We start from the raw sequence: 26,867 nt of genomic DNA on the forward strand, positions 1-26,867 counted from the left end.
GCCGCGGCTTGCCTTCCCCGATATCGGAGGGCGAAGACATAAGGAGACAAGCCATGGCCGAGTATCACTATCGCGAAGGCAAGGGCGCCGACGCCGCTTCGCCGCTGTTTGTGCTGCTGCATGGCACGGGTGGGGACGAGAACCAGTTTTTCGAGCTGGGCGGGCAATTGCTCCCAGGCGCCCGCCTCATCGCGCCGCGCGGCGATGTCAGCGAGCATGGCGCGCTGCGCTATTTCAAGCGCACCGGCGAGGGCGTCTACGACATGGCCGACCTGGCGCTGCGGACCCGGCAAATGGCCGATTTCGTCACCGCGCGGCGCAACGAAGGCAAGCCTTCGCGCGTGGTCGGGCTGGGCTATTCCAACGGTGCCAATATTCTCGCCGCGGTGCAATTTGCCGCGCCGGAGCTGTTCGACGCGACCATCCTGATGCATCCGCTGATCCCCTTCACCCCGCCGGCGGTGGATTTCGGCGGCCGACAGGTGCTGATCACGGCAGGGCAGCGCGATCCCATGGCCTCAGTGGCGATGACCGAGGCGCTGGGCGATTATTTCACTGCCCATGGCGCCAGGACCGAACTGGTCTGGCATGCCGGCGGCCACGAATTGCGCCAGGAGGAATTGCGGGCGGCGCAGGGATTTCTGGCGGGGTAGGGGCGTCAAACCAGCCCATGCTCCGCCATTGCGCCCTGCTCATCCGGCGTCACATAGGCGAAAATCTTGGGTTCGCCTGACGCTATCGTGACGAAGTAGTAATTGGTGAAGGTCACATGGCCGCTTTTGCCTGCCTTGTTGGTATAGGCGAAATCCCAATCGACATCGGCAATGGCGTGCAACTCATCCAAGGGCGTGACCGTCAGGCCCTTGATGGTCATGTGCTTGCCGCCGACCTTGCGGTAATGGGCGAAGCCTTCCGGGATTTTCTTGCGGAATTCATTGTCGTTGGGTCCGCCGAACACGCCTTGCGGGCTCGAGCCGACGAAATATTCGGCAAAGGCGGCGGCATGGCCGCCACTATCCTCGATGGGCGGGTCCTGCAGGGCGTCGTCGCTGCGCCGGCCATAATGGTCGAACAGGCGGCGCACCTTGGTTTCGAGCGGGTTCATCCTCTCCTCCTCTGCATCATGCCGCCACAACGCGAGCGGCGGCCATCGGGTTCACTGCCGGAGATTTGCGGTCATATTGCTGCCCGAAGGGGGTGATCTCAGACGCAAAAGCTGCCACAAACGGCCGGGCGATGCGCTTGCGGAGGACGAGATGAGCAAAACGATCAAACTATTGAGCGCATTGGCGATGCTGGGGGGGCTGGCTGCGCCGGGCGTTGTCCTGCCGGCAGCCGCTGCGAGTTTTGATTGCACCAAGGCCTCCACTCCGTTCGAACATGCCATCTGCGACCGGCCTGAACTGTCGGCGGCCGATGAGGTATTGGCCAAGACCTTCGCCACCGCCATTGGCGGGCTGACCAAGGATGGCACCGAGGCAATGCGGGCGGGCCAGCGGGTGTGGCTCGATTACGCCCAGCGGGTATGCACCGACACTGCGACGCCCTTGACCGAAGGCGCTTACGACGATGACAGCGCGGCGTGCCTGTTGGAAAAATTCAAGGCGCGCAGCACGGTGCTGGAAGCCAGCCGGATGATTGGCGGGCATCGTTTTTATGTCGCCTCGCAATACCGCGCCATGCCCGACCCCAATGAGGCGGACGATCCCGATTCCTATTGGAAGGTGGCGAGCCACGAGCTGAGCTATCCGCTGCTCGACCATGACGATGCCATGGCCGAAAGCTTCAACGGCTTCATCAAGCAGAACTGGACGGCATTGGTTCCGGTCAATCCTCAAGACGATAGCGAAGCCAGCAGCGATTCCGTCGATAGCGCGGTGATCAAGCAGGTGCTCAATTCGCGCATTACGCTTGAGACCAGCACCTATTGGTTCGGCCATGGCGCCGCGCATGGCAATGGCGCTACCCGCTATCTGCATTATTTCGTGCCCGAACACCGGGCGCTGGCAGCCAGCGATATATTTGCCGGCGAGGGCTGGGAAAAGGCGCTGCTGGCGCTGGCCAAGACCGGGCTGGAGGCCGAGCATAGTGATTGGCTGCAAATGCCGGACGATGCGGACCTGGAGGCGATCATCATCGATCCAGCGCGCTGGAGCTTCGAGGACGATTACGGGTTGGTGATCCAGTTCAACCAGTATGAAATCGCGCCTTATGCCTATGGTGCGCCGACCGTCACTATCCCTTGGGACCAGCTCGAAGAATTCAAGGCCGACAACCAGGATGCGGTGCGCTACGGCAGCTAGGCCCGCAGGTCCGCCCATTCGGGGTGGCGGCGGAACTGGGCCACGACATAGGAGCAGAGCGGGGTGATCTTGAAGCCCTGCTCGCGCGCATCGGCAATGGCCCGATTGACCAGCTTGGCGGCAATGCCACGGCCCTCATATTCGGGCGGCACGCCGGTATGGTCGATGATGATGGTGCCATCGGCTTCCTTGCGGAAGGTCATTTCGGCATCATAGCCCGGCGCCAGATGGATGACGTAGCGGCCCCGCGTTGGGCCGTCTTCGCGCTGCACGATCAGTTCGGCTTCACTCATCATTTGCACTCCTGTTGCCATCGAATGTGGGTGTTGCCACAGCCAAGCTCAATGGACCGCGTCGGAATTGCCCCAACGGGCGCGGATCGAGCGGCCAAAGCCCCCCATCCAGGGGGCAAAGAACAGCAGGATGCGGCGGTGATAGTGCAGGCCCAGGAACAGCACGGTCAGCACCAGCGCGCCCACCACGATGACCAGCTCGAGCGACAGGCCGATGGATTTGAGCCATGCCGTCAGCAGCATGCCGGGCAGGATATGGGCAGCAGCCCAGACAAAGGCCGAGGTCACGTTGATCACGGTAAAATGGCCGTAGCGCATGCCCATAATGCCGGCGACGCCGGGGATCACCGCTTTGACGCCGGGGATGAAGCGGCCGATGAACACCGCCTTGCCGCCATGCTTGGCAAAGAACACTTCGCCCCGGGTGATCAGGTCGACATGGTTGCGGAAGGGCCACATGGTCTTGATCTTGTCCTTGAGGAAATGGCCGATCGTGTAGGAGATGGCGTCGCCGATAATGGCGCCGATCACCGCGGCAAAATACACTTCCCAGAATGGCAGCCGTCCTTCGGCAATAATGCCGCCCGCCATCAGCAGAACGGGCGTCGAGGGTACGAACAGCCCCAGGATGAACACGGCCTCGCCGATGGCAACGCCGAAAATGAACCAGAAGGTCAGCCAGAAATTGCCGGAAATGGCATCGAGGAAAGTCTCGAGATAGAGCGAGATCGTGTGGAAGAACTCGAACATGAACCGACTGCTCCGCAGCGCTGATAGCGGTGCGAACTGCCCGCCGGAGATTGACTTATGGCTGGTGCCGCACCCAGGCTCAAGCATGATCACACTGGAGTTATGCAATGAGTGAGCCGATTTACCACATGGTGGCATCCGGGCCACGCCCGGTGGCCCCATTTTCCCATGCGGTCGAGGTCGATGGCTGGGTGTTCGTGACCGGCCAGATGCCCACCGACCCGGCTGCGCCCGACGCACCATTGGTGGAGGGGATCGAGGCGCAGACGCGCCGGGTGGTGGAGAACTTGCGCGTCGTGCTGGGCGGCATCGGGGTGGGCCTCGAGCATGTGACCATGGCGCGGATTTATCTGACCCAGTTCGAGCGCGATTATGCGGCGCTCAATGCGCTGTGGCCGAGCTTTTTTGAGCCAGGGAAATTGCCGGCGCGCACCACAGTGGGGGTGACGGCGCTGGCAGTCGGCGCGCTGGTGGAAATCGATCTGGTGGCCAAGCGGCCGGCCTAGTTCCCCTCTCCCCTTGAGGGAGAGGGACGGCATTCTGCGTTCAGCAGAAATGACAGGGTGAGGGGTTTGCGCCATCCTATACCAGAAGCTTAGAAAGCGCCCCCTCATCCCAACCGAAATTCGCCTTCGCGAATTCGGTGTCGCTGCGCGGCACCTTCTTCCTCAAGGGGAGAAGGGAAGAGCGAGCAGTCTCTCCCACCCTCGGTGTCACCCCGGCGCAGGCCGGGGCCCATCCTGAGATGACTGGGCGTTACCAATGGCCGAACTGACACCTTGCGGCAGAGGCCATATCTCAAGATGGGTCCCGGCCTGCGCCGGGATGACATTGTGGTCGTGGCAGTACTAAGCGCTGTAAGCCTTCACATTCTGCTGCTGCTCACCCAGGCCTTCGATGCCCAGACGCATGACGTTGCCGGGCTGGAGCCAGACCGGGTTTGGCTTGATGCCCATGCCGACGCCGGGCGGGGTACCGGTGGAGATGATGTCGCCGGGCTGCAGGCTCATGAACTGGCTGACATAGGCGACCACATTGGCGACGCCGAAGATCATCGTTTTGGTGGAGCCGTTCTGGTAGCGGTGGCCGTCGACATCGAGCCACATGCCCAGCTTCTGGGGATCGGCCACTTCGTCCTTGGTGACGAGCCAGGGGCCGATCGGCCCGAACGTATCGCTGCCCTTGCCCTTGTCCCAGGTGCCGCCACGTTCGGTCTGGAAATGGCGTTCGGACACGTCATTGACCACGCAATAGCCGGCGACGTGGTCAAGCGCGTCAGCCTCCTCGACATAGCGGGCTTCCTTGCCGATGATCACGCCCAGCTCGACTTCCCAATCGGGCTTGATGGCATTCTTGGGAATGATCACATCGTCATTGGGTCCGATAATGGCGCTGGTGGCCTTCATGAAGATGATGGGCTCGGCCGGAATGGGCGCGCCGGTTTCGGCTGCATGGTCGGCATAGTTCAGCCCGATGCAGATGAACTTGCCCACATTGGCGACGCAGGGGCCGATGCGCTGGCCGGCATCGAGCTTGGGCAGCACACCGATATCGGTGGCGCGGATCTTGGCCAGGCCCTCGGGCGTCAGCGTCTCCCCGCCGATATCGCCGACAATGCCCGAGAGATCGCGGATCGAGCCGTCTTCGGCCAGGATTGCCGGCTTTTCGGCACCCTTGGCGCCAACACGAAGCAGTTTCATAGGTCAGGTTCTCCAGAAATAGTCGAATGCAGCAGCTCAGCCCTTGGGGCGGATAATGCCCTTTTTGAGAATGATATTGCCGTAGAGCCGGCTTTCCCCGGTCTGCACGATGGCGTAGCCGGTCTTGACCCGGTCGTAGAAGGCAAAGCGTTCCAGCGAGGAGAGGCCCATGGCCGGCTCATGCTGCTTGATAATGGCCTCGAAGGCGTCCATTACCGGCTCGCGCTTGGCTTCATTGCCCACCACCTGCATGCAGATCGCGGCCTGATCGACAAAGTCGTCGAGCGGCATGACCGTCAGGATGGCGTCGAGCACGTCGGTGGCCGCAATGCCGTCGAGGCGTACGAGAACGGGACCCGCCGAGTCCGCCGGGTAATTGGCGTCGACAATGGCGATTTCATCGCCATGCCCCATGGCCCGCAAGATGCCCAGCAGATCGGGGCCGAGCAGCGGCGGAATATTCTTGAGCATAAATGTCCTCCCTGGACACCGGCTGGGTGATCAGCCGAATGGAAACGTCTCCTCCTCGAGCGTCTTGCCATCGGCAAAGGGCTCGGGATTGTCGCGCGCAAAGGCGAAGAGTTCGACCATGACCGCGTCGATATGGGCGCGGATGGCGGCGATGGCCTGCTCCTGGTTCTCGGCCAGGATGCCGGCGAAAATGGCCTGGTGCTCGGCAATGGTCAGCGCCAGCCGGCGCGGCGTGATGATCAGCCGCCGGGCGCGATCCAGATTGGCCCGCGCCGAATCGATAATGCCCTTGATCTTGGAAAACCGCATCGAGCGGAAGATGATGTCGTGGAAATCGATATCGATCTGATGGAAGGCTTCGGCATCGTCGCGCGCTGCGGCGTCGCGTTGCGCCGCCATATTGGCATGCAGCGCGGTGATGACATCGTGGTCGATATTGCCGATCAGCACCCGCAAGGCCTCGCTCTCCAGCGCCTTGCGGATCAGCATATATTCTCGGACATCGGCAATTTTGACCAACGAGACGGTGGAGCCGCGTTGCGGGGCGATATCGACCAGCCCTTCGGCGGCCAAGCGCGCCAGCGCTTCGCTGACCGGAAAGCGGGAGACACCCAATTGCTCGCAAATAGCTGATTTATCGATGCTTTGCCCCGGCGCCAGCGCCAGCGTGACGATCGCCTGGCGCAGCACATTGGTCACGTCCAGCGTGACGCTGCCACGCGTCAGCGCCGTTGGGCGTGCAAGAAAATGGTAGGGACTTTCTGCCGATATCATGCTAACATGTTAGTTAGAGAAGTGATGTTTTACAATCGTCCAATAGCTCAGGATTGCGCGCAATCTGGAGGCAAACCGGATGCAGGTAAAGCGCAGTTGAGATCCGACCCCGAAAGCCCCTTCATGTCCGAAACCCTGACCCGTCCCCAAAGCCGTACGCTGGTGTTGAACCCGGCCGACAATATCGCCGTGGCGCTTGCCAATCTGGAGGTGGGCAGCGACACCCCGCAGGGCGTCACCATAAAGCGCCGCGTGCCCAAGGGGCACAAATTTGCCACCCAGGGGATCCGGGCCGGCGAGGCTATCGTCAAGTTCGGGCAGATTATCGGCTTTGCCAAGGAAGCCATTCCGCCGGGCGATTGGGTGCATGAGCATAATTGCGGCATGGGCGGCGCCGATGGCAGTCTCAAGCATGATTATGCCTTTGCCGAAGGCGCCATCCCGCCCGAAATGATCCCGGTGGGACAGCGCGCCACGTTCGAAGGCTATCGCCGCGCCAATGGCAGTGTGGGCACCCGCAATTATGTGGGCATTCTCACCTCGGTCAATTGCTCGGCCACCGTCGCCAAATTCATCGCCGAGGGCATCAACCGCTCGGGGATATTGGACGATTATCCCGAGATCGATGGTGTCGTGCCTTTCGTGCATGGCACGGGCTGCGGCATGGAGAGCCGGGGCGAGGGCTTCGATATTTTGAAGCGCACGCAATGGGGCTATACGTCCAATCCCAATCTGGGCGCTGCCATGCTGGTCGGGCTGGGCTGCGAAGTGTTCCAGATCGGCCGGATGAAGGAGATGTACGGGATTGTCGAAAGCGACACGTTCCAGACCATGACCATCCAGGAATCGGGCGGCACCAAGAAGATCATCGAATGGGGCATTGAGCGCATGAAGGAAATGCTGCCGGTGGCCGCTCGCGCTCGGCGGGAAACAATCGATGCATCCGAATTGACGCTGGCGCTGCAATGCGGTGGTTCGGACGGCTATTCGGGCATTACCGCCAATCCGGCGCTGGGTTACGCGGCCGATATTCTGGTGCGCAATGGCGGCACGGCAATCCTGAGCGAAACCCCGGAAATCTACGGCGCCGAGCATTTGCTGACGCGGCGTGCGGTGAGCCGGGAAGTGGGCGAAAAGCTGATCAGCCGCATCCATTGGTGGGAGGATTACACCGCCCGCAACCATGGCGAGATGAACAACAATCCCTCCCCCGGCAACAAGCTGGGCGGGCTGACTACCATTCTCGAAAAGTCGCTCGGCGCGGCGGCCAAGGGCGGAACGACGCCGCTGACCGCGGTTTACGAATATGCCGAGAAGGTGACTGAGAAGGGCTTTGTGTTCATGGACACGCCCGGTTTCGATCCGGTGTCGGCAACGGGCCAGGTGGCCGGCGGCGCCAATATCCTGGCCTTCACCACCGGCCGCGGATCGGCCTATGGCTGCAAGCCGGTGCCCTCGATCAAGCTCGCCACCAATTCGGACATGTATGGCCGCATGACCGACGACATGGATATCAATTGCGGCGATATCGTCGAGGGGGTGTCCATCGAGGCCAAGGGGCAGGAGATTTTTGATCTCATGCTGCGCGTCGCTTCGGGCGAAGCCACCAAGTCCGAAGCCCTGGGTTATGGCGACAACGAATTCGTGCCCTGGCAGGTCGGGGCGACGATGTGAGCCGCCAGCAAACTGTCTATTTGATTGCATAGACTGACCCCGTCCGATCCGTGCTGCTGCGTTGATCCCCGACGTCGCCAACTGGGTAAGAGGCGAGGCGGGTGAGGCTTTGGTGGGGCAGGTCGCGGCGGTCGGGGTCGCCGATCAGTACTGCTATGCCTGCCTCGGCGCAGCGGACGAGGAAGGGCAGCATAAGTCCGGCGATCTCGGCATTGTAGAAGACGTCGCCGGCGGCGATCAGGTCGATATTTTGGGGCGGTGCGCTGCTGATATCGATGTCGATCAGGGGCAGGGCGACGTCGTTGGCTGCGGCATTGAGGGCGATGGCGGCGCGGCCGTTGGGGTCGATTTCGGCGGCGCTGGCCCGCGCCCCCAATTTCGCCGCGACGATACCCACCAGCCCCGAACCCGCGCCCAGATCGAGTACGCGCCTGCCAGCCACCACGTCCGGATGCGCGCGAAAATGCTGCGCCAGTGCCAGCCCACCCGCCCATTGATAGGCCCAATAGGGCGCCGGCGGATCGTTCTCATCGCCGGCGAACTGCGATAGCCGGCTGCCGGGATGGGCGGTGTAGAGCCGGATATCGGGCAGGGTCGGGACCGGTTCTAGCCGCAGATATCGGGCGATGGCAGCATTGCGATCGATCAAGGATATTGCAGGCCGGTGGCGGTGACGTAGATCGCCATCAGATACTGGCTCGAGGTGATGAAGAGCCGGTTGCGGGCCGGGCCGCCAAAGGTGACGTTGGAGGTGGATTGGCCGGTATGGATGCGGCCGAGCAGCGCGCCGGCGGGATTGTAGACGTTTACGCCGGGGCCGGCGCTGGTCCAGATATTGCCTTCGGTATCGAGGCGGAAGCCATCGGGCAGGCCGCTGTCGATATCGGCAAAGACGCCCGGATTGGTCAGCCGATCTCCACTGACGGCGAATTTGCGGATCTGGGCCGGCCAGTCCGGATTATGGCTGCGGCCGGTATCGGAGACATAGAGCAGGCTTTCGTCGGGCGAGAAGGCCAGGCCGTTGGGCTTGGCGAAATCGTCGGCGACGACGGTCAAAGAGCCCGTGGCTGGATCGAAGCGATAGACGTAGCAGCCGGCCTGTTCCTGGTCCGATTTATGCCCCTCATAGTCGGAGAGAATGCCGTAGGGTGGGTCGGTGAACCAGATCGTGCCGTCGGATTTGACCACGACGTCATTGGGGGAATTTAGCCGCTTGCCTTGGTAGCGATCGACCAATGTGGTGATCGTCCCATCGATCTCGGTGCGCAGCACGGCGCGGGCGCCATGCGAGCAGGAAATCAGCCGCCCCTGCCGGTCCCGCGTATTGCCATTGACGTAATTGGAGGGCGTGCGAAACGCACTTACGCCGCCATCGGGGACCCAGCGCAGCATGCGGTTGTTGGGAATGTCGCTCCACACCAGCATGTTGGCATCGCCGAACCACACCGGCCCTTCGGCCCAGCGGCATTGGTCGTAGAGCACTTCCAAGGCGGCGCTGCCGATGGTCAGGTCATTGAATTTGTTGTCGATGCGCTCAAGAACCCCGGCCATCGTATTCCTCCATATTTTTAGGCAGCATTTGAGAGGAAGGCCGGGGCGCTGGCAAGGCTAGCCGTTGGCGCCAAGCGGCGAATTCCGCGGCGGCAGGTCGATGGAATAGATATTGTGCAGGCCGACATTGCGGATGTCGCGCTCGCCGCACAGCGCCATGGTGATATCGAGCTCGCGCTGGATGATCTGCAGCGTGCGGGTGACGCCGGCTTCCCCGCCAGCGCCCAGGCCCCAGAGGAAGGCGCGGCCGATAAAGGTGCCCTTGGCGCCCAGTGCCATGGCTTTGAGCACGTCCTGGCCGGAGCGGATGCCGCCATCGAGATAGATGTCGGTAAGATTGCCCACCGCATCGACGATTTCGGGCAGCACGCGGATGGAGGAGGGGGCGCCATCGAGCTGGCGGCCGCCGTGGTTGGAGACGATGATGGCATCGGCGCCATGGGCGACGGCGGCCTTGGCGTCATCGGCGTCGAGGATGCCCTTGACGATAACCGGGCCGCCAAAGCGTTCCTTGACCCAGGCGACGTCCTTCCAGCTCAGCGCCGGATCGAACTGATTGGCGGTCCACACCGACAGCTTGGAGAGATCGCCGGCATTTTCGACATGGCCGACAATATTGCGGAAGCTGTGCCGCTTGGTCCCCAGCATGCCCAATGCCCAGCCCGGCTTGCGGGCCATTTCAAACACGAAGCGCGGGGTGAATTTGGGCGGGGCGGACATGCCATTGCGCAGGTCCTTGTGGCGCTGGCCCAGGATCTGCAGGTCCATGGTCAGCACCAGGGCCGAGCATTTGGCAGCTTTGGCGCGATCGATCAGCCGCTCGATAAAGGCGCGGTCGCGCATCACATAAAGCTGGAACCAGAACGGCTTGCTGGTGTTCTCGGCCACGTCCTCGATGGAGCAGATCGCCATGGTGGAGAGGGTAAACGGCACCCCGAATTTCTCGGCGGCGCGGGCCGCCTTGATCTCGCCATCGGCGCTTTGCATGCCGGTCAGGCCAGTAGGCGCAATGGCGACGGGCATGGTTGCCTGCTCGCCGGTCATGGTGGTGGCAAGGCTGCGCCCATCCATATTGACCGCGACGCGCTGGCGCAGCTTGATCTTCTGAAAATCTTCCTGATTGGCGCGATAGGTGCTCTCGGTCCAGGCGCCGCTATCGGCATAGTCGAAGAATTGCTTGGGCACCTTGCGCTTTGCCGCGGCCATCATTTCTTCGATGGTGAGAATCTTGTCGAGGGACGGCATGGCGCGGGCTCCGGGGAATGGTCTGGCGCTGGCCTAGCAACTAACATGTTAGTCGTCAATTGGCCATGCGGAAGCGCCGCCTGGCGCGGTTATCGAAGAGACGGACGGACCCGAGACGGCTTTCGCCTCGTAAGGGATAAAAAATGAGACGGAAACCGTCTCGGGGTGCCGGGACTTTTTCGGACGGCGCGATCGCAGGCCCCAGCGTTTGCCGTAGCGCCCGCCCGATTGCCTCGTCCGCTCGACCCGGAGCGGAGCGCGACCTCCCCTCCCCCAGCTGGCTCCCGGACGCTCGTCGCTGCAGCGCCGCCCGTATCCCGGAAGATGGAGGGAGTATGCGGGAGGTTTGGGGGGTGGGGGATAAGTTTGTGTGGGGGCCGCTGTTCCCTCCAATTATAGTCATCACCCGGCTTGTCCGGGTGATCCATGTCTCAGCGCCAGCGGCAGCATGGATTGCCCGGACGAGCCGGGCAATGACGGTGGAGTAGCGTTGGGAAGAGGCAACGAGATCCCGTGCCGACCCGAGAAAACAGAGGTTCCCGCCTGCGCGGGAATGACATTGTGGAGGTGAGCTGGGGCATGCCACCAATGCTCCCAATATCACTGCATCTCCCTCGGGCCTGACCCGAGGGTCTTTCTCAAATCCGGCACAAGCGGCAAGTGGCCCTCGGGTCAGGCCCGAGGGAGAGCGGTGGGGAGGGGAGATTGGGGATGGTTCTGGGATCGCGCAATCAATCACGGTGTCATTCCGGCGGAGGCCGGAATCCATGCTGAAGGTCACCCTCAAGCTGGATGGTTACGGGGCGCCACGGACATGGATTCCGGCCTGCGCCGGAATGACGCCGTGGGTGGGGATGGGTTTGAGCGGGGGAGGAGAAAGGGCGGATGGATCGGGGCTCTCATTACCCCCTCCTAGCCTCCCCCTGATAGGGGGCGGGATCTCTCCACTCTTGGGGCTGGATCGAGTTCTAACCCCTAGGCTGTCCCTCCCCCTATCAGGGGGAGGCTAGGAGGGGGTATCCCCTAACCCCAATTCGCCCGTGCCACATCGCCCTCGGTCAGTTGCTGATATACCGCCCGCGACACGGTTTTCATCTCTGCCTCGGGCAGGGTGCCCACTACTGTGCAGGTGATGCGGGCATTGGCCCAATAGAAGGCTTCGGCGCCGTCCTGGCTGGCGAATTGATAGGCGGGGGCGCGGTCGGGCAGGGCGGCGGTGACATAGACGGTGATGCGCTGCTTGGCGGCGTTTTCATACATCAGCTGGGCGGCGCGGCCGCCGCGGCTGGGTTCGCCCGGCAGCAGGCGCCCGCCCACCAGGGTAAAGCCTTCGGCGCTCAGGTCGGGCATGCCCAGATTGGTGTCGAGGCGGTTGGAAAGCCAATTGGACAGGTGCTCGCTATCGCTGCCGGGGACTTCCACGGCATGCCGGTTTTCGGCGACGAATACCGTATGCGCGTTGACCGCGTCGGCAATCAGATATTGGCTCGATGGTTCGGCGTCGAACAGCGGGCGGGCAAACCAGCCGGCGCCCAGGCCCAGGCCGACCAGCACCAATGCGGCGGCGGCCCAACCAAAGGTATTGCTGCGGCGGCGACCCAGCTCGGCCGCAATGCGGCGCGGGCGCAGGCGGGCGGGCACGGGTTCGGCGCCGGCCGGACCAAACAGGGTGCGCAAGGCATCAGACTGGCGCTGCCAGGCGGCGATTTCGGCGGCGAGATCGGGATTGGCGGCCAGATGGGCTTCCACCGCAGCGCGCTCGGCCTCCGGCAATTGCCCATCGGCAAAGGCCATCAATCTATCGCTGGTGAACTCGCTCATTTGACCGTCCTCAGATGCGGCTCGGCCGGATTGCCGGTGGCCAGCCGCAGCGCCGCACGGGCGCGACCCAGCCGGGACATCAGCGTGCCGAGCGGAATCTTCAAGATGTCGGCGGCCTCGGCATAGGGGAGGCCCTCCAATGCAACCAAGAGAATGGCTTCCTTCTGTTCGAGCGGCAGGGTTTCGATGGCGCGGGCCATTTCGGCCAGCGCGATATGGCCGGGCTGGGGCGCAGGCGTGCCCGGCTCGGCAATGGCGTCCATGGCCAGGAAGGTGCCGTGCCGGCGGGTGGCGCGGAGGCTGTTGCGATAGAGATTGACCAGGATGGTGAACAGCCAGGCGCGGACCTCGCCACTGGGGCGAAATAGCCCGCGCCGGGAAATGGCGCGTTCCAGGCAATCCTGCACCAGATCATCGGCCAGATCGATATTGCGCGTCAGCGCCCGGGCATAACGCCTGAGGGCCGGCACGCAGGCTTCGATCTGGTCGAGAAAATCTTGCAAGGCCGGGAATCCAGAACCTTATTCGACGGCAAGATGCCAGACGCCGCCGACGCCGTCACCAGTGATATCGCCCGGCTTGGCATCGCTCTTCCAATAATACAGCGGCCAGCCCTTATAGGCCCACATCTTGGAGCCATCGGTGCGGTCGACAATGGTGAATTCGCCTTCTGGCTTGGCCGAGGCATCAGCCATGAGCGGGGGCCAGTTGACGGCGCATTGCTCGTAGCAATTGGTGACGCCGGGAGCGTCCTTGTCGAAGATATAGAGCGTCATGTCATTGGGGCCGGTCAGCACGGTCTTGCCACCGATTTCGGCGGATTTGACGGCGCCGCCGACATAGTCTTCGGCAAAGGCGGGGGCAGCGAACAACGCCAGCACGGCAGCGCCAGCCAGGATAGAACGAAGTTTCATTTGGTATTCCCTCCGAGTTGCGGGGCCTTTCCTTGAAGGCCCTCGATCCCAACAACACCGCTCGGGCCGGTTTAATCCGCGGCACCCAAAATATTTCTATCGGCTGGACGAATACGGCGGGGCCGCACTGGTGACAGCAGCTGCAAAAATGATATTGGCTGGCTCCGCGCCAGCGGGGCGCCCGGTGCCTGGAGGTCAAATCTATGTTCGTGGTGAGCGGCGAAAGCCTGATCGATCTGGTGTCCGAGCCGCGCGGGGCGGATGGGTCCATCGTCATGCAGGCCCATCAGGGCGGCTCGCCCTATAATTGCGCCATCGCGCTCTCCAAGCTGGGCAATGATACGGGTTTTTTGTGCCCCATTTCCAAGGACGGGTTCGGCTCCTATCTGCTCGAGCCGCTTGACGCCGCCGGGGTGACGCCGCTGCTCAAGGAGCGGGTGTTCGCGCCGACCACATTGGCCGTGGTGACGCTCGATGCGCAGCGCAAGGCGCAGTATGAATTTTACCGCAATGCCGACCATGCCTTTACCGAGGCCGGGCTGATCGCGGCGCTGCCCGAGCAGATCGAGGTCTACCAGACCGGCGGTTTCTGCCCGATCCTGCCCGAGGATGCGGCGATCTGGCTGCAGGTCATCAAGGCGGCCATTGCCCGGGGCGCGACGATCACCATCGACCCCAATGTGCGGCCATCTTTGGTCGAGGATTTCGAGGGTTATAAACAACGCCTGAGCCAGTTCCTCGATCTGGCGCATCTGGTCAAGGTGTCCGAGGAAGACCTGGCGGAGCTCGATGCAAAAAAGAGCATCGAGCAGCATGCCGCCGATCTGCTGGCGCGACCCAATTGCGAACTGGTGGTGGTGACGCTGGGCGAAAAGGGCTCGCGCGCCTTTACCGCTGCCGGCGAAGCCCGCGCCGATATCTATTCCCCGCCGGTCTTCGGCGACACGGTTGGCGCGGGCGATAGTTTGATGGCGGGGATTTTGACCTGGCTGCATGAGGCGGGGGATCTGAGGCCCGGCAAGCTCAAGCAACTCGACAGTGCGGCTTTGGCGACCACGCTGCGTTTCGGCGCGGTGGTGGCCGGGCTCAATTGCGCCGAGCAGGGCTGCAAGCCCCCGACCCGGGCGCAGGTCGATGCGGTGCTGGCGGCATAGAAGACTTCCGCGCCGGACGGAACCTGCGGCCACGCGCCCTAGTTGAAGCAGCAGCTTCTCCTCAAGGACACCTCAGCATGAAAACGCCCGCCATCAAGCTCGCCTCCAGCAATGCCAAATCCGCCATCATCGATATCCTCAATGGCAGGCTGGCCGACGCCATCGATCTGGCGCTGATCACCAAGCAGGCGCATTGGAACCTCAAGGGCCCCAATTTCATCGCCGTGCATGAAATGCTCGATCCGATGCGCGCCAGCATCGACACCCATGTCGACATCATTGCCGAACGCATCGCCCAGCTCGATGGCATTGCCCTGGGCACCAGCCAGGTCGTCGCCAAGGCCAGCAAGCTCGAGCCCTATCCCACCGATATCCGCAAGACCGCCGACCATCTGGCGGCGCTGGCCGACCGCTATGCCGCCCTCGCCAATCAGGTGCGCGAGGATATCGATGCCACCGACGAAGCCGGGGATGCCGACGCGGCCGATATCCTCACCGCCTTCTCCCGCGACCTCGATAAAAATCTCTGGTTCATCAAGTCGCATCTGGAATAGGGGCGGGCACCGCCACCTTTACGCCACCGCTCTTGCACCCTACCTTTCCTGGGCGCACGCCCAGGAGACTGAAATCTTGCCTCACGATATCGTCGGCCACGCCATTGTCTCTGCCGATGGCAAGATCGCCACGGCCGATGGCGCCATGCCGGCCGAACTGCGCAATGACCTCGATTGGCAGCGCTTCCAGACCCATCTTGATCGCGCGAGCCTGGTCGTCCTCGGCCGCCCGGGCCATGAGCGCAATCCCAATCCGGGGCGCAAGCGGCTGGTGGTCACCTCCACCGTTGGCGATCTGGCGCTCGATCCGGCCGACAAGCATGCCCATTTCTGGAACCCGGCCGGCCTGTCCTTCGATTCGGCGCTGACCGCCCTGGGCGTTGCCGAAGGGACGATCGCCATTACCGGAGTGTTCGACCTGTTCCGCGAGCGCTTCACCGCCTTCGATCTGGCCGAATCCAATGTGGTGCTGATCCGCGATGGCCAGCCCTGTTTCAGCACCGGCCATCCTCGCCTCGTGCTGGCGGATTGCGGGCTTTTCCCCGTCAGTTTCGAAGCGCTCGACCCCGAGGCCAATGTCACGCTGACCCGCTGGCGGCGCCTGTCGGACAGCGAACTCCTATGATTTCCTATAGCTGGATTGGAAATCTCCTATAGGACTTTTGTAAATCCGCTTGCAGCCAGTTTGGAATTATGCAAATGTGACCTTGTTAGGGCAGCACGACTGTCCTATCTGACGCGTCGCCCCGCTCTCCGCGGCCAGCACGCACGCTGGTCCGGCTGGACCGCTTCATGTGAGCGGAAACGGATAGGCGGGGTTGAGATAAAACCCGAATTGAGCGGCCATTTGGATGCAGCGCCGCTCCCCACGCATGGACGTATTTGGCAATGCGAGCCGTACTGTAGTAGTACGACCCGCCTGAACACTGCGCCCACCAGAGGACGAGACCGCATCCATAAGCCCCAACGGGCACCATCAGGATGCACACGACATAGCGACAGAGCCCGGTAACGGGCGCGATCAACAAGCGAGGAACAACGATATGGCACACGCGCGGAACGGACAGCTTACTCCGGTCACCACCAAAGCCACCAATCGCAAAACCTTGATTGAGCATGCTCGCCCCGTCACTGGTCGTCCCGAGGCCCAGGGTCTCTACGATCCGGCCAATGAGCATGATGCCTGCGGCATCGGCATGATCGCCAATATCAAGAACAAGCCCAGCCATGAAGTGGTGGAAAAGGGTCTCGAAATCCTCGAGAACCTGGAACATCGCGGCGCCGTGGGTGCCGATCCGCTGATGGGCGACGGCGCCGGCATTCTGGTGCAGACTCCGCACGGCTTCTTCAGCCAGGTGCTGGATTTCCCGCTGCCGGAAAAGCACCACTATGCCGTGGCCATGCTGTTCTATCCCAACATCGTCGCCCTGCGCGACAAGTGCGCCGAAGCCGTGCGCGGTGTGCTGGCCCGCGAAGGCCTGACCCTATTGGGCGAACGCGTCGTCCCCACCGACAATTCCGCGCTCAGCGAAGGCGTCATCGCCACCCAGCCGATTATCGAGCAGATGGTGATCGCCCGGCCGGCCGGCCTGACGCTGGATGAATTCGAGCGCAAGCTCTTGATCGTGCGCAAGGTGATTTCCAACACCGTCTATGCCGCCATTCCCGAAAGCGATGGCGACAATGGCTTTTATGTCGTGTCCATGTCGGCGCGTACGCTGGTCTATAAGGGCATGTTCCTCGCCTTCCAGCTCAAGGCCTTTTTCCCGGACCTGTCCGACGAGCGCTTTGAATCCGCCATCGCCCTGGTGCATCAGCGTTTTTCGACCAATACTTTCCCCAGTTGGAAGCTGGCCCATCCCTATCGCATGACCACCCATAATGGTGAAATCAACACCATTCGGGGCAATGTGAACTGGATGGCTGCCCGCCAGGCTTCGGTGTCTTCGCCCCTATTCGGCGACGACATCACCAAGATCTGGCCGATCTCCTATGAAGGCCAGTCCGACACGGCGTGCTTTGACAACGCGCTCGAATTCCTCGTGCGCGGCGGCTATTCGCTGCCCCACGCGGCGATGATGCTGATCCCCGAAGCCTGGGCCGGCAATCCCTTGATGGACGACACGCGGCGCGCTTTCTACGAATATCACGCTGCCCTGATGGAGCCGTGGGACGGCCCTGCCGCCATGTCGCTATCGGACGGCCGCTATGTCGTGGCCACGCTGGACCGGAACGGGTTGCGCCCCGCCCGCTATCTCGTGACCCGCGAAGGCCACGTCGTGCTCGCGTCGGAATCCGGCGTGCTCGACATCCCGGACGAGGACATTGTCGAACGCTGGCGCCTGCAGCCGGGCCGCATGCTGCTGCTTGATCTGGAGGAAGGCCGCATCATCTCCGACGAGGAGATCAAGCGCACCCTTGCCACCAAGAACCCCTATGCCGAATGGCTCGCCCGCAGCCAGATCGTGCTCGAAGACCTGCCCGAGACCGAGCCCAAGGCTCCGGTTACCTCGGAGTCGCTGCTCGATCGTATGCAGGCCTTTGGTTACACCCAGGAAGACATCAAGCTGCTGATGGCCCCCATGGCCACTACCGGCCAGGAAGCCGTCGGCTCGATGGGCACCGATACGCCCATCTCGGCGCTGAGCGACAAGTCGAAGCTGCTCTATACCTATTTCAAGCAGAACTTCGCCCAGGTCACCAATCCGCCCATCGATCCGATCCGCGAGGAATCGGTGATGAGCCTGGTCAGCTTCATCGGCCCGCGCCCGAACATCTTTGATCTGGAAGGCGTGTCGCATCAGAAGCGGCTGGAAGTTCGTCAGCCCATTTTGACCAATGAGGATCTCGAAAAGATCCGCGCCATTGGCGATATGGAAGACAACCAGTTCAAGACCAAGACGATCGACATCACCTATCCCGCCGATATGGGCGCGGTGGGCATGGAAGCGGCTATCTCGGCCATCTGCGAAAAGGCCGAGGCCGCCATTGCCGGCGAGTACAATATCATTGTGCTCTCCGATCGCCTCGTCGCGTCCGACCGCATCGCCATTCCCGCACTGCTGGCCACAGCCGCCGTGCATCACCACCTGATCCGCAAGGGGTTGCGCACCTCGTCGGGCCTGGTTGTCGAAACCGGCGAAGCCCGCGAAATGCACCATTTCGCCATGCTGGCCGGCTATGGCGCCGAAGCCATCAACCCGTACCTCGCCTTTGAAGCGCTTGCCGCTTTGCAGGCCGAAGGCGAGTTCCCGGCCGAGGTCGACGCCTCCGAAGTGGTCTATCGCTACATCAAGTCGGTCGGTAAGGGCCTGCTCAAGGTCATGTCCAAGATGGGCATTTCCACCTACCAGTCCTATTGCGGCGCGCAGATTTTCGACGCGGTTGGTCTCAAGACCGATTTCGTCAAGCGCTTCTTCTTTGGTACCGCCACCACCATTGAAGGGGTGGGCCTTGCCGAAGTGGCCGAGGAAACCGTGCGCCGGCATCGCGACGCCTTTGGCGACGATGTGGTGCTGCGCAAGGCGCTCGATGTGGGCGGGGAATATATGTACCGCATCCGCGGCGAAAAGCATGCCTGGAGCCCCGACGTCGTCGCGGACCTGCAGCACGCCGTCCGCACCAAGGATGAAAGCCCCGAAACCGCGCAGGATCGCTACAACAGCTTTGCCGAACGGGTGAACACCGGCGAAAACGGCTATCTGGCCATTCGCAACCTGTTCGACATCAAGCCGCTCGGCGCTCCCGTGCCGCTTGAGGAAGTCGAACCGGCGGTCGATATCGTCAAGCGCTTTGTCACCGGCGCCATGTCCTTCGGCTCGATTTCGCGCGAAGCCCATACTACGCTCGCCCAGGCGATGAACCGCATCGGCGGCAAGTCCAATACCGGCGAAGGTGGCGAGGAGCCCGATCGCTATAAGCCGCTGCCCGATGGCAGCCAGAACCCGCTCCGCTCTGCCATCAAGCAGATCGCTTCGGGCCGCTTCGGCGTCACCGCCGAATATCTGGTCAATGCCGATGCATTGCAGATCAAGGTTGCGCAGGGTGCCAAGCCCGGCGAAGGCGGCCAATTGCCCGGCCACAAGGTCGATTGGATCGTCGCCAAGACGCGCCATTCGACGCCCGGCGTGGGCCTGATCAGCCCGCCGCCGCATCACGATATCTATTCCATCGAAGATCTCGCCCAGCTCATTTACGATCTCAAGAACGTCAATGAGCAGGCCGATATCTCGGTCAAGCTGGTCTCCGAAGTCGGCGTCGGCACTGTCGCGGCCGGCGTCGCCAAGGCCCGCGCCGACCACATCACCGTCTCCGGCTATGATGGCGGCACCGGCGCTTCGCCCTTGACCTCGCTCAAGCATGCCGGCGGACCGTGGGAAATCGGTCTGGCCGAAACCCACCAGACCCTGGTGCTCAACCGTCTGCGCTCGCGCGTCGTCCTCCAGGTCGATGGCGGCCTCAAGACCGGCCGTGACGTCCTCATCGGCGCCCTGCTTGGTGCCGACGAATTCGGCTTCTCGACCGCGCCGCTGATCGCCGCCGGCTGCATCATGATGCGCAAGTGCCACCTCAACACCTGCCCGGTTGGCGTCGCTACCCAGGACCCGGTGCTGCGCAAGCGCTTCAAGGGTACGCCCGAGCATGTCATCAACTACTTCTTCTTCATCGCCGAAGAACTGCGTGGCCTCATGGCCGAATTGGGCGCGCGCAACCTCAAGGACCTGATCGGCCGTTCCGACCTGCTCGATCAGAAGCGCCTCAAGGATCATTGGAAGAGCGAAGGTGTCGATTTCACCAAGCTGTTCTATAAGCCCGAGCCGATTGGCGGGGACACGCTCTATCATTCCGAGTTCCAGAACCACCATCTGGAAGCCGTGCTCGATCGCAAGCTGATCGAGCTGGCCCAGCCGGCTCTGGACAATGGTACCCCGGTGCAGATCGAGTTGCCCATCCGCAGCCGCGACCGCTCGGCCGGCGCCATGCTGTCGGGTGCCCTGGCCCGCAAGTATGGTCATGAAGGCCTGCCGGACGACACCATTTCGATCAAGCTGACCGGCACCGCCGGCCAGGCCTTCGGCGCCTTCCTGGCTCGCGGCATTTCCATCGATATGGTGGGCGACGCCAATGACTATGTCGGCAAGGGCCTATCCGGCGGCCGCATCGTCGTGCGCCCCTCCGACAAGGCCACTTTCGTGCCGGAAAAGTCGATCATTGTCGGCAATACCGTGCTCTACGGCGCCATTGCGGGCGAGTGCTACTTCCGTGGCGTGGCCGGCGAACGCTTCGCCGTCCGTAACTCGGGCGCGGTGGCGGTCGTCGAAGGCACTGGCGATCATGGCTGCGAATATATGACCGGCGGCGTCGTCGTCGTCATCGGCCAGACCGGCCGCAACTTCGCCGCCGGCATGTCGGGTGGCGTCGCCTATGTGCTCGACGAGGACGAGACCTTCCGTGACCGGTGTAACCTGGCCATGGTCGATCTCGAGCCCGTGCCCGAGGAAGAAAACCTCATGCAGAAGCTCCACCATCACGGTGGGGATCTCGAATGGCACGGCCGTGTCGACATTTCCGGCGACATGACCCGGCACGACGACGAGCGCCTGCACCAGCTCATCTCCAACCACCTGCACTATACCGGCTCGACCCGCGCCAAGTTCATCCTCGACAACTGGGTCGACATGCGCCCGAAATTCGTGAAAGTGATGCCGGTCGAATATCGCCGCGCCATCCGCGAAATGGAAAAAAAGCGCGCCAGCGGCACCATGGGCATGGCGGCGGCGGAATGAGCAGCATGACGAAGGCAAACAGACTCGTCCCGCTACTCGCTGCTGTGTTGGCGGTGACAGTGGTCACTGGCCCAGTCATGGCAGCGCCCGAGGCGGCGATCGTCCTGCAGTACAAACTGACCGACGGGACCCTCAAACCGCTGCTGTTCACGGCCCCCGAGGGCCTGAGCCTGGCTGACTGCCGCTCGCAAATTCGCGACGTTCTGCCCACCTTCAAGCGGCAGGTCGAGCAGATGGCCATTCCCGAATTTTCCGGAGCCGAGTTCGTCGACGCCAAGTGCGAACGCTACTCCGAAGACCTGTTGAAGTAACATGATGCAAATCTATGGCGACCTTGCGTCAGGCAATTGCCTCAAGGTCAAGTACATCGCTGACGCGCTCGGCCAGCCCTATGTCTGGCACGATGTCATTGCCAGGACCGGCGCCACGGCGACGCCGGAATTTCTGGCGCTCAATCCTGCCGGCCAGGTTCCCGTCGTCGTGCTCGACGATGGCCGTCCCTTGGCGCAGTCCAATGCCATCCTGCGCTATCTGGCGCTGGGCTCCCGCTTCATTCCCAGTGATGCCTATGAGGCCGCCAAGGTGGACGAATGGCTGTTCTGGGAACAATATAGCCACGAGCCGACGGTGGCGGTGGCGCGCTCCCGTATCCGCTACAATGGCCAGACCTTTGCGACCCTGGACGCGGATCTGGTGGCCCGCGCCAACAAGGCGCTCGACCGGCTGGAACAGGCCTTGGCCGGCAGCACGTTCCTGGTCGGGAACACCATGAGCATTGCCGACATTGCTCTACTGGCCTACACCCGCCTGGCTCCCGAAGCCGGCTTTGATTTATCTGGGCGGCCCGCGCTGTTGCGCTGGATTGCGGCCTGCGAACAAGAACTCGAACTACCTGCCGTAGCGGCAGCGAATTAGGGGCACGATATGGGTAAGGTAACAGGTTTCCTCGAGATCGAGCGTGAAGAGCCCCGGTACGAACCGGCTTCCGATCGCATCCGCCATTTCGGCGAATTCACCGTGCCAATGTCGGAAGGCCGCGTGGTCGATCAGGCGGCGCGCTGCATGGATTGCGGCATTCCCTTCTGCCATGGCGATACCGGCTGCCCGGTCAACAACCAGATCCCGGACTGGAATGACCTCGTCTATAATGGCGATTGGGAAGAGGCGGCGCGCAACCTGCACTCGACCAACAATTTCCCCGAATTCACCGGTCGCATCTGCCCCGCCCCCTGCGAGGAAGCCTGTACGCTCAATCTCGAAGATACCCCCGTCGCCATCAAGACGGTGGAACAGGCCATTGCCGACCGCGCCATCCGCTCGGGCTGGGTCAAGCCACAGCTGCCCAAGGCCAAGACCGGCAAGTCGGTCGCCATTGTCGGCTCCGGTCCCGCAGGTCTGGCGGCCGCCCAGCAGCTCGCCCGCGCCGGTCACGATGTTCATGTCTATGAACGCGAGCCCAAGGCCGGTGGCCTGATGCGCTATGGCATTCCCGACTTCAAGATGGAGAAGGACCATATCGACTTCCGCGTCAGCCAAATGGAAGCCGAGGGTGTCACTTTCCACTATGGTGTCAATGTCGGGGTTAACACTCCGCTAACCGATTTGCAGCAGAAGCACGACGCGGTGCTGCTCGCCGGTGGCTCGGAAAAGCCCCGTGATGTCGACGCCGAAGGCACCCATTTCAATGGCGTCCACTTCGCCATGCCCTTCCTCGTGCAGCAGAACCGGCGCCTGGGCGGCGAGGATGTGAGCGAAGAAATCCAGCTCACGGCAGCGGGCAAGCATGTCGTCGTGGTCGGTGGCGGCGATACCGCAAGTGACTGTGTTGGCACGTCTTTTCGCCAGGGCGCCATCGCCGTGACCCAGCTCGACGTGCGCGCCCAGCCGCCCGAGCTTGAGAACAAATTGACCAATTGGCCCAATTGGGCGGTCAAGATGCGTACCTCGTCCAGCCAGGCCGAAGGCGCCATCCGCGAATTCGCTGCCGGCACGATGAAGATCATCGGCAATGCCAAGGGCCAGGTCACCGGCGTCGAATGCGCCCGCGTCGATCGCAAGCGCCAACCCATTGCAGGCACTGAGTTTATTATCAAAGCGGACTTGGTTCTGCTGGCCATCGGCTTCGCCCATCCGATCCACGAAGGCATGCTGACCGAGCTCGGCGCCCAGCTCGACAAGCGCGGCAATCTCTTCGCCGACACGCTGAGCTACAAGACCACCGTCCCCAAGGTCTACGCCGCCGGCGACATGCGCCGCGGCCAGTCGCTGGTCGTCTGGGCGATCCGGGAAGGCCGCCAGGCCGCCCGCTCCATCGACTTTGATCTGATGGGCAAGACGGACCTGCCGCGCTAAGAAATGATAGGGCAGCCCAGGCTGCCCCATTTCGCTATAAGATGCCGCAATTGCCGAGGCTTAGCGCCCGCTGGCATTCTGCGCCGGGCTCGCCGTCGGATCGATGCCCACCCCGAACGCATCCACTCGCCCGATCGGCGCGGCCACCAATTCATCCAGGGTAAAGGCCGGTGCCGCAGGCGCACCTGCCGCGGTCAGCAGCTCCCCGGCCCGCTGCGGCGCCCGGCTCAGCGGGATCACCGCGCCCGCCACTTCAAGCAGCCGGATCTGCCCAAGCCCTTGATAAGGCGGGCGCAACATGGCCGCAGCATCGGTTCCCAGCAGCGGATCGCCCACTGCCACACTCACTCCGCTGCCGCGGTAGAAGGTGCGGATGGTCTGGCTCAGGTAGAATGCCAGTTTATCCGCGCCAGCCGCCGAAAAATGGATGCCGTCATCCTTGCGCATCAGTGCATTCTGCCCGCTGACATCAGGCCCATAGGAGGAATATTTGCCGTCCTCGCCCAGAAATCTCTCATAGATATCAAGGAATTCCGCACCGCCAGAGAAGCTGGCCAGTTTCTGGATATTGCTGATCTGCGTCATCGCGGTCGAATAATCGCCCTTGGCCATGGGCGGCAATCCCACCCAGATCACCGGCTTGCGCGCCGCCCTGAGCTGCCCCAGAAAATCGGCAATCCGCGCCTGATAGGCCGCATTCCACGGCTCGCTCAGCGCCGCATAGGAGCCGATATCCTGCCGGTCGTTGATCCCCATGATGACCACGGCGAGATCAAAACTGTCGGCGGCAATCTGCTCGCCAATCGCCTTGTCCCAGTCGAAATAATCGGCCCGCACAAAGCCCGACGAGCCCACGCCCTGGCCGATCACCACCAGATTGGGGTCCTCGGCATAAAACCGCTCCAGCGCCTTGGCCAGGTCCACCGCTAGCGAATCCCCGAACACCGCCAGCCGTGTAGCGTCAGCCGCCTTCTCGATCTGCGGCTTGGGTGGCGGCAGGCTGGCCCGCGGTGCCGACGGCTGCGAACGCGGTTGCTGGCGGGGCTGTTGGCGCGGCTGCTCCACCGGCGCCTGCGGCTGGTCATCGCCAAACAGCAGATCAAACAGCGTCCGGCGCCGCTGCTGCTGAGCCACCACCAGCGTATCGTTCTGGGCAAAGGCCGGCGCCACGTCGATCAGGACGAGCAGAGCCACCATGATTGCCACAACAAGCCGCTTCATTTTCAGTCCCACGCATGCTTCTTGGCCGTTCTAGCAAAGCCGGGCGGCAAAACCCACGCCTGTCGCCCCAATGTTACCGCGTCGCGGCCGCCAGTGCTTCATAGGACGCCCGGGTGATAAAGCCATCGGCTACCTCGCCCCGCGCCGCCTGGAACCGCGCATAGGCCGCCTGGCTGATCGGCCCGATCCGTCCATCCACGGCCCCGCGATAGAGCCCCAGATCGATCAACGCCTGCTGAATGGCCTTGCGCTGCGCCAGATTCGGGAAGGCGGTACTGCGCGGCCAATCCTGCACGAAGCTGCCGCCGCCCTTGAGCCGGTCGGTCATATGCGCCACGCTCATGGCGTAGCTATCGGAGAAATTATAGCCCTTGAGCACCAGATAATTCCCCGTCATCAGGAATTTCGGGCCGTCCTTGCCCGCCGGCACATAGAGGAATACCGGCGTGCGTGCATCGGCAAAAGCCCGCCCATTGGCCCGCGTCACCCCGCGCTCGGCAAAGAACGAGACGGGCCGCAACTGCTCCCGATCGGCCAGCAGATAATCAAATCCCGCCGGCAAAACGACCTCAAAGCCCCAATCCACCCCGGGCTGATAGCCCAGATCGCGCAGGAATTTGGCTGATGTCGCCAGGGCATCGGCCAGCGAATTGTGCAAGTCGATCCGCCCGTCGCCATCCCCGTCAGTGCCATGCGCCACCACATTGCTCGGATTGACCTGCAAATGCCCGATCGCCCCGGCCCAGGACCCGACCAGATGGGATGCGTCGAGCGGCCCGCGCTGCACCAAAAGCAGCGCTCCGATCAGGTCGGCCTCATCCTCCACCAGCCGCGTCCGCTGCTGATGCACCAGCGTCGCCAATGACCGCACGATGGGGCGGATCAGGCTGGCATTGCCCAGCACGGTGCCATAATCGGTTTCCATGCCCCAGATGGCACCCAGCACATAGGGATCAACGCCGTAGCGCTGCCCGACACTGCTGAAGAGATCGGCATTGCGTGTCAGCGCCGCCTTGCCCCGCTCGATCCGCCCCGCGGTCACCCGGCCCTCGATATAGTCCCACATCGGCGTGGTGAATTCGGGCTGGCTGGTGACCAGGTCCGGCACCCGCGGGTCGGGCGTCAGCCCCGTCATGGCCGCATCATAGGTGGCCGCGCTCACCCCCGCAGCCAGAGCCTTGGCGCGGAAATTGGCGACGAAGCTAGCAAAGCTCTCGACCGGCTGCGCCTGAACGGAGGCGACCATCAGCAGCAGAAACAGCCCGATCAGGCGAACCATGGGCTTACCTATTTCTCACCATCAGATGCCGCTCCCAATCATAGGCCGACTGGACGATTTCGTTGAGATCATCATGCTGGGGCACCCAGCCGAGCAGGGAGCGCACCTTCTCGCCGGTCGCGGTGATCGAAGCCGGATCGCCCGGCCGGCGCGGGCCTTCCTCGGCCAGAAAATCGACACCCGACACGGCTTTGACCGTATCGACCACCTGGCGCACCGAATAGCCCTGCCCATAGGCGCAATTGAGCGTGGTGCTGTCGCCACCGCCGCGCAAATGCTTGAGCAGCAGCGCATGGGCTGCGATCAGGTCGGTGACGTGAATATAGTCGCGCACGCAGGTGCCATCCGGCGTTTCGTAATCGGTGCCGAAAATATCCATCTTGGCGCGCTGACCCAACGCCGTCTGGCACGCCACCTTGATCAGGTGCGTCGCCAAAGGCGTCGATTGCCCGCTGCGCTTGCCCGGATCGGCGCCGGCCACGTTGAAATAGCGCAGCACGCCATAGGTCATGGGGTGCGCTGCCGCCACGTCGGATAGCATCCATTCGGTCATCAGCTTGGAGCGGCCATAAGGCGACATAGGGTTGAGCGGGGTGGTTTCCACCACGGGCGCCAGACCGGTCATGCCATAGACGGCAGCCGTCGAGGAGAAAATGAAATGCTTGACCCCGCCCTTGACGGCCGCTTCGATCAGATTGCGAGAAGTGGCAGTATTATTGCCGTAATATTTTAGCGGATCGGCAACCGATTCGGGGACCACAATGGAGCCGGCAAAATGCACGATCTCGGTGATCTTGTGGGTTTCGATCAGCTTCAGCACGAAGTCGATATCGCCGGCATTGCCCTGGACGAATTTGGCGCGCCCGTCGATGGCCCAGTCAAAACCGGTGACCAGATTGTCCAGCACCACCACGTCTTCCCCGGCGTCGGTGAGGTTGAGCACCATATGGCTGCCGATATAGCCAGCGCCGCCCGTAACCAGTACCGTCATACCGTAACTCCTGTCTTGAGAACGCAATTTTGCC

Annotated in this window: 26 protein-coding genes; 11 read left to right on the top strand and 15 right to left on the bottom strand. The window is 62.6% G+C overall.

Annotated features, from left to right (window positions below; all coding sequences use genetic code 11):
• The first annotated feature begins 53 nt into the window (after positions 1-53).
• Positions 54-653, top strand: a complete 600-nt coding sequence (locus N8A98_RS11435; protein ID WP_262171440.1) for an alpha/beta hydrolase — start codon at positions 54-56, stop codon at positions 651-653.
• A gap of 5 nt (positions 654-658) precedes the next feature.
• Here the strand turns inward: N8A98_RS11435 and N8A98_RS11440 are convergent, their stop codons facing one another.
• The gene (locus N8A98_RS11440) at positions 659-1,105 is read right to left on the bottom strand and encodes a hypothetical protein (protein WP_262171442.1); all 447 of its coding nucleotides are present in this window, start codon (positions 1,103-1,105) and stop codon (positions 659-661) included.
• A 151-nt stretch (positions 1,106-1,256) separates the two neighbouring features.
• Between N8A98_RS11440 and N8A98_RS11445 the strand changes: the two genes are divergently transcribed.
• Positions 1,257-2,303 (top strand): DUF3298 domain-containing protein, encoded by a 1,047-nt coding sequence (locus tag N8A98_RS11445; protein ID WP_262171443.1) that lies wholly within the window; start codon positions 1,257-1,259, stop codon positions 2,301-2,303.
• On the opposite strand, the gene N8A98_RS11450 is transcribed toward N8A98_RS11445, so the two are convergent.
• Together N8A98_RS11450 and N8A98_RS11455 are read right to left on the bottom strand one after the other, a co-directional pair.
• Positions 2,300-2,599: a GNAT family N-acetyltransferase gene (locus N8A98_RS11450; RefSeq protein ID WP_315974546.1), complete on the bottom strand. Its 300-nt coding sequence runs from the start codon at positions 2,597-2,599 to the stop codon at positions 2,300-2,302. The two genes, N8A98_RS11445 and N8A98_RS11450, sit on opposite strands and share 4 nt — an antisense overlap.
• Before the next feature lie 45 nt (positions 2,600-2,644).
• Complete coding sequence (locus N8A98_RS11455) at positions 2,645-3,346, bottom strand: DedA family protein (protein ID WP_262171445.1); 702 nt, start codon at positions 3,344-3,346, stop codon at positions 2,645-2,647.
• Positions 3,347-3,453: 107 nt separating this feature from the next.
• On the opposite strand from N8A98_RS11455, the gene N8A98_RS11460 reads away from it, so the two are divergent.
• On the top strand, positions 3,454-3,852 hold the full coding sequence (locus N8A98_RS11460; RefSeq protein WP_262171446.1) for a RidA family protein: 399 nt from the start codon (positions 3,454-3,456) through the stop codon (positions 3,850-3,852).
• Positions 3,853-4,194: 342 nt separating this feature from the next.
• Here the strand turns inward: N8A98_RS11460 and N8A98_RS11465 are convergent, their stop codons facing one another.
• From N8A98_RS11465 to N8A98_RS11475, 3 genes are read right to left on the bottom strand one after another with little or no spacing between them, the layout of a single operon-like run.
• Positions 4,195-5,046, bottom strand: a complete 852-nt coding sequence (locus N8A98_RS11465; protein WP_262171448.1) for a fumarylacetoacetate hydrolase family protein — start codon at positions 5,044-5,046, stop codon at positions 4,195-4,197.
• Between the two features lie 36 nt (positions 5,047-5,082).
• On the bottom strand, positions 5,083-5,517 hold the full coding sequence (locus N8A98_RS11470) for an RbsD/FucU family protein (protein ID WP_262171450.1): 435 nt from the start codon (positions 5,515-5,517) through the stop codon (positions 5,083-5,085).
• 30 nt (positions 5,518-5,547) lie between these two features.
• Positions 5,548-6,291 (bottom strand): GntR family transcriptional regulator, encoded by a 744-nt coding sequence (locus tag N8A98_RS11475; RefSeq protein WP_262171451.1) that lies wholly within the window; start codon positions 6,289-6,291, stop codon positions 5,548-5,550.
• A gap of 123 nt (positions 6,292-6,414) precedes the next feature.
• Here N8A98_RS11475 and N8A98_RS11480 point away from each other — a divergent pair, with 123 nt between their 5' ends.
• Entirely contained in the window at positions 6,415-7,965 is a 1,551-nt protein-coding gene (locus tag N8A98_RS11480; protein WP_262171453.1) for a D-arabinonate dehydratase, read from the top strand.
• Between the two features lie 16 nt (positions 7,966-7,981).
• On the opposite strand, the gene N8A98_RS11485 is transcribed toward N8A98_RS11480, so the two are convergent.
• From N8A98_RS11485 to N8A98_RS11510, 6 genes are all read right to left on the bottom strand, one after another.
• Positions 7,982-8,614, bottom strand: coding sequence for a class I SAM-dependent methyltransferase (locus N8A98_RS11485; protein ID WP_262171454.1), 633 nt, complete (start codon positions 8,612-8,614; stop codon positions 7,982-7,984).
• Positions 8,611-9,516 (bottom strand): SMP-30/gluconolactonase/LRE family protein, encoded by a 906-nt coding sequence (locus tag N8A98_RS11490; protein ID WP_262171456.1) that lies wholly within the window; start codon positions 9,514-9,516, stop codon positions 8,611-8,613. The genes N8A98_RS11485 and N8A98_RS11490 overlap by 4 nt, the downstream gene beginning before the upstream one ends.
• Positions 9,517-9,573: 57 nt before the next feature.
• Positions 9,574-10,761, bottom strand: coding sequence for an alpha-hydroxy acid oxidase (locus N8A98_RS11495; RefSeq protein WP_113123622.1), 1,188 nt, complete (start codon positions 10,759-10,761; stop codon positions 9,574-9,576).
• Positions 10,762-11,784: 1,023 nt separating this feature from the next.
• Positions 11,785-12,582 carry an anti-sigma factor family protein gene (locus tag N8A98_RS11500; RefSeq protein WP_262171458.1) on the bottom strand — a complete coding sequence of 266 codons (798 nt, stop codon included), beginning with the start codon at positions 12,580-12,582 and terminating at the stop codon, positions 11,785-11,787.
• Positions 12,579-13,085, bottom strand: a complete 507-nt coding sequence (locus N8A98_RS11505) for a sigma-70 family RNA polymerase sigma factor (protein WP_262171459.1) — start codon at positions 13,083-13,085, stop codon at positions 12,579-12,581. Before N8A98_RS11505 ends, N8A98_RS11500 begins: the two co-directional genes overlap by 4 nt.
• Before the next feature lie 18 nt (positions 13,086-13,103).
• On the bottom strand, positions 13,104-13,496 hold the full coding sequence (locus tag N8A98_RS11510) for a COG4315 family predicted lipoprotein (RefSeq protein WP_262171461.1): 393 nt from the start codon (positions 13,494-13,496) through the stop codon (positions 13,104-13,106).
• 203 nt (positions 13,497-13,699) lie between these two features.
• Here N8A98_RS11510 and N8A98_RS11515 point away from each other — a divergent pair, with 203 nt between their 5' ends.
• From N8A98_RS11515 to N8A98_RS11545, 7 genes are all read left to right on the top strand, one after another.
• The gene (locus N8A98_RS11515; protein WP_262171463.1) at positions 13,700-14,650 is read left to right on the top strand and encodes a carbohydrate kinase family protein; all 951 of its coding nucleotides are present in this window, start codon (positions 13,700-13,702) and stop codon (positions 14,648-14,650) included.
• A gap of 77 nt (positions 14,651-14,727) precedes the next feature.
• Entirely contained in the window at positions 14,728-15,204 is a 477-nt protein-coding gene (gene dps, locus N8A98_RS11520) for a DNA starvation/stationary phase protection protein Dps (protein WP_262171464.1), read from the top strand.
• Positions 15,205-15,280: 76 nt separating this feature from the next.
• Positions 15,281-15,829 carry a dihydrofolate reductase family protein gene (locus N8A98_RS11525; RefSeq protein ID WP_262171466.1) on the top strand — a complete coding sequence of 183 codons (549 nt, stop codon included), beginning with the start codon at positions 15,281-15,283 and terminating at the stop codon, positions 15,827-15,829.
• 418 nt (positions 15,830-16,247) lie between these two features.
• Entirely contained in the window at positions 16,248-20,990 is a 4,743-nt protein-coding gene (gene gltB / locus N8A98_RS11530; protein WP_262171467.1) for a glutamate synthase large subunit, read from the top strand.
• Between the two features lie 5 nt (positions 20,991-20,995).
• On the top strand, positions 20,996-21,301 hold the full coding sequence (locus tag N8A98_RS11535; protein ID WP_262171469.1) for a hypothetical protein: 306 nt from the start codon (positions 20,996-20,998) through the stop codon (positions 21,299-21,301).
• A gap of 4 nt (positions 21,302-21,305) precedes the next feature.
• Positions 21,306-21,905 (top strand): glutathione S-transferase family protein, encoded by a 600-nt coding sequence (locus N8A98_RS11540; protein ID WP_262171960.1) that lies wholly within the window; start codon positions 21,306-21,308, stop codon positions 21,903-21,905.
• A gap of 9 nt (positions 21,906-21,914) precedes the next feature.
• Positions 21,915-23,342: a glutamate synthase subunit beta gene (locus N8A98_RS11545; protein ID WP_262171471.1), complete on the top strand. Its 1,428-nt coding sequence runs from the start codon at positions 21,915-21,917 to the stop codon at positions 23,340-23,342.
• A gap of 60 nt (positions 23,343-23,402) precedes the next feature.
• Here the strand turns inward: N8A98_RS11545 and N8A98_RS11550 are convergent, their stop codons facing one another.
• The 3 genes from N8A98_RS11550 to galE form a co-directional block, all read right to left on the bottom strand.
• Complete coding sequence (locus tag N8A98_RS11550; RefSeq protein WP_262171472.1) at positions 23,403-24,563, bottom strand: SGNH/GDSL hydrolase family protein; 1,161 nt, start codon at positions 24,561-24,563, stop codon at positions 23,403-23,405.
• Positions 24,564-24,636: 73 nt separating this feature from the next.
• Positions 24,637-25,842 (bottom strand): lytic murein transglycosylase, encoded by a 1,206-nt coding sequence (locus N8A98_RS11555; protein WP_262171474.1) that lies wholly within the window; start codon positions 25,840-25,842, stop codon positions 24,637-24,639.
• 4 nt (positions 25,843-25,846) lie between these two features.
• Positions 25,847-26,833, bottom strand: coding sequence for a UDP-glucose 4-epimerase GalE (gene galE, locus N8A98_RS11560; RefSeq protein ID WP_262171475.1), 987 nt, complete (start codon positions 26,831-26,833; stop codon positions 25,847-25,849).
• Between the last annotated feature and the right edge of the window lie 34 nt (positions 26,834-26,867).

Source organism: Devosia neptuniae (assembly GCF_025452235.1).
Lineage (GTDB): Bacteria > Pseudomonadota > Alphaproteobacteria > Rhizobiales > Devosiaceae > Devosia.

Bases quoted from the DNA above. Each gene is read 5' to 3' on its own strand.
- galE (WP_262171475.1), bottom strand. From the start codon at position 26,833: ATGACGGTACTGGTTACGGGCGGCGCTGGCTATATCGGCAGCCATATG.
- N8A98_RS11475 (WP_262171451.1), bottom strand. From the start codon at position 6,291: ATGATATCGGCAGAAAGTCCCTACCATTTTCTTGCACGCCCAACGGCG.
- N8A98_RS11490 (WP_262171456.1), bottom strand. From the start codon at position 9,516: ATGGCCGGGGTTCTTGAGCGCATCGACAACAAATTCAATGACCTGACC.
- N8A98_RS11440 (WP_262171442.1), bottom strand. From the start codon at position 1,105: ATGAACCCGCTCGAAACCAAGGTGCGCCGCCTGTTCGACCATTATGGC.
- N8A98_RS11435 (WP_262171440.1), top strand. From the start codon at position 54: ATGGCCGAGTATCACTATCGCGAAGGCAAGGGCGCCGACGCCGCTTCG.
- gltB (WP_262171467.1), top strand. From the start codon at position 16,248: ATGGCACACGCGCGGAACGGACAGCTTACTCCGGTCACCACCAAAGCC.
- N8A98_RS11515 (WP_262171463.1), top strand. From the start codon at position 13,700: ATGTTCGTGGTGAGCGGCGAAAGCCTGATCGATCTGGTGTCCGAGCCG.
- N8A98_RS11455 (WP_262171445.1), bottom strand. From the start codon at position 3,346: ATGTTCGAGTTCTTCCACACGATCTCGCTCTATCTCGAGACTTTCCTC.
- N8A98_RS11550 (WP_262171472.1), bottom strand. From the start codon at position 24,563: ATGAAGCGGCTTGTTGTGGCAATCATGGTGGCTCTGCTCGTCCTGATC.
- N8A98_RS11555 (WP_262171474.1), bottom strand. From the start codon at position 25,842: ATGGTTCGCCTGATCGGGCTGTTTCTGCTGCTGATGGTCGCCTCCGTT.
- N8A98_RS11500 (WP_262171458.1), bottom strand. From the start codon at position 12,582: ATGAGCGAGTTCACCAGCGATAGATTGATGGCCTTTGCCGATGGGCAA.
- dps (WP_262171464.1), top strand. From the start codon at position 14,728: ATGAAAACGCCCGCCATCAAGCTCGCCTCCAGCAATGCCAAATCCGCC.
- N8A98_RS11495 (WP_113123622.1), bottom strand. From the start codon at position 10,761: ATGCCGTCCCTCGACAAGATTCTCACCATCGAAGAAATGATGGCCGCG.
- N8A98_RS11535 (WP_262171469.1), top strand. From the start codon at position 20,996: ATGACGAAGGCAAACAGACTCGTCCCGCTACTCGCTGCTGTGTTGGCG.
- N8A98_RS11445 (WP_262171443.1), top strand. From the start codon at position 1,257: ATGAGCAAAACGATCAAACTATTGAGCGCATTGGCGATGCTGGGGGGG.
- N8A98_RS11450 (WP_315974546.1), bottom strand. From the start codon at position 2,599: ATGATGAGTGAAGCCGAACTGATCGTGCAGCGCGAAGACGGCCCAACG.
- N8A98_RS11480 (WP_262171453.1), top strand. From the start codon at position 6,415: ATGTCCGAAACCCTGACCCGTCCCCAAAGCCGTACGCTGGTGTTGAAC.
- N8A98_RS11465 (WP_262171448.1), bottom strand. From the start codon at position 5,046: ATGAAACTGCTTCGTGTTGGCGCCAAGGGTGCCGAAAAGCCGGCAATC.
- N8A98_RS11460 (WP_262171446.1), top strand. From the start codon at position 3,454: ATGAGTGAGCCGATTTACCACATGGTGGCATCCGGGCCACGCCCGGTG.
- N8A98_RS11545 (WP_262171471.1), top strand. From the start codon at position 21,915: ATGGGTAAGGTAACAGGTTTCCTCGAGATCGAGCGTGAAGAGCCCCGG.
- N8A98_RS11510 (WP_262171461.1), bottom strand. From the start codon at position 13,496: ATGAAACTTCGTTCTATCCTGGCTGGCGCTGCCGTGCTGGCGTTGTTC.
- N8A98_RS11470 (WP_262171450.1), bottom strand. From the start codon at position 5,517: ATGCTCAAGAATATTCCGCCGCTGCTCGGCCCCGATCTGCTGGGCATC.
- N8A98_RS11540 (WP_262171960.1), top strand. From the start codon at position 21,306: ATGCAAATCTATGGCGACCTTGCGTCAGGCAATTGCCTCAAGGTCAAG.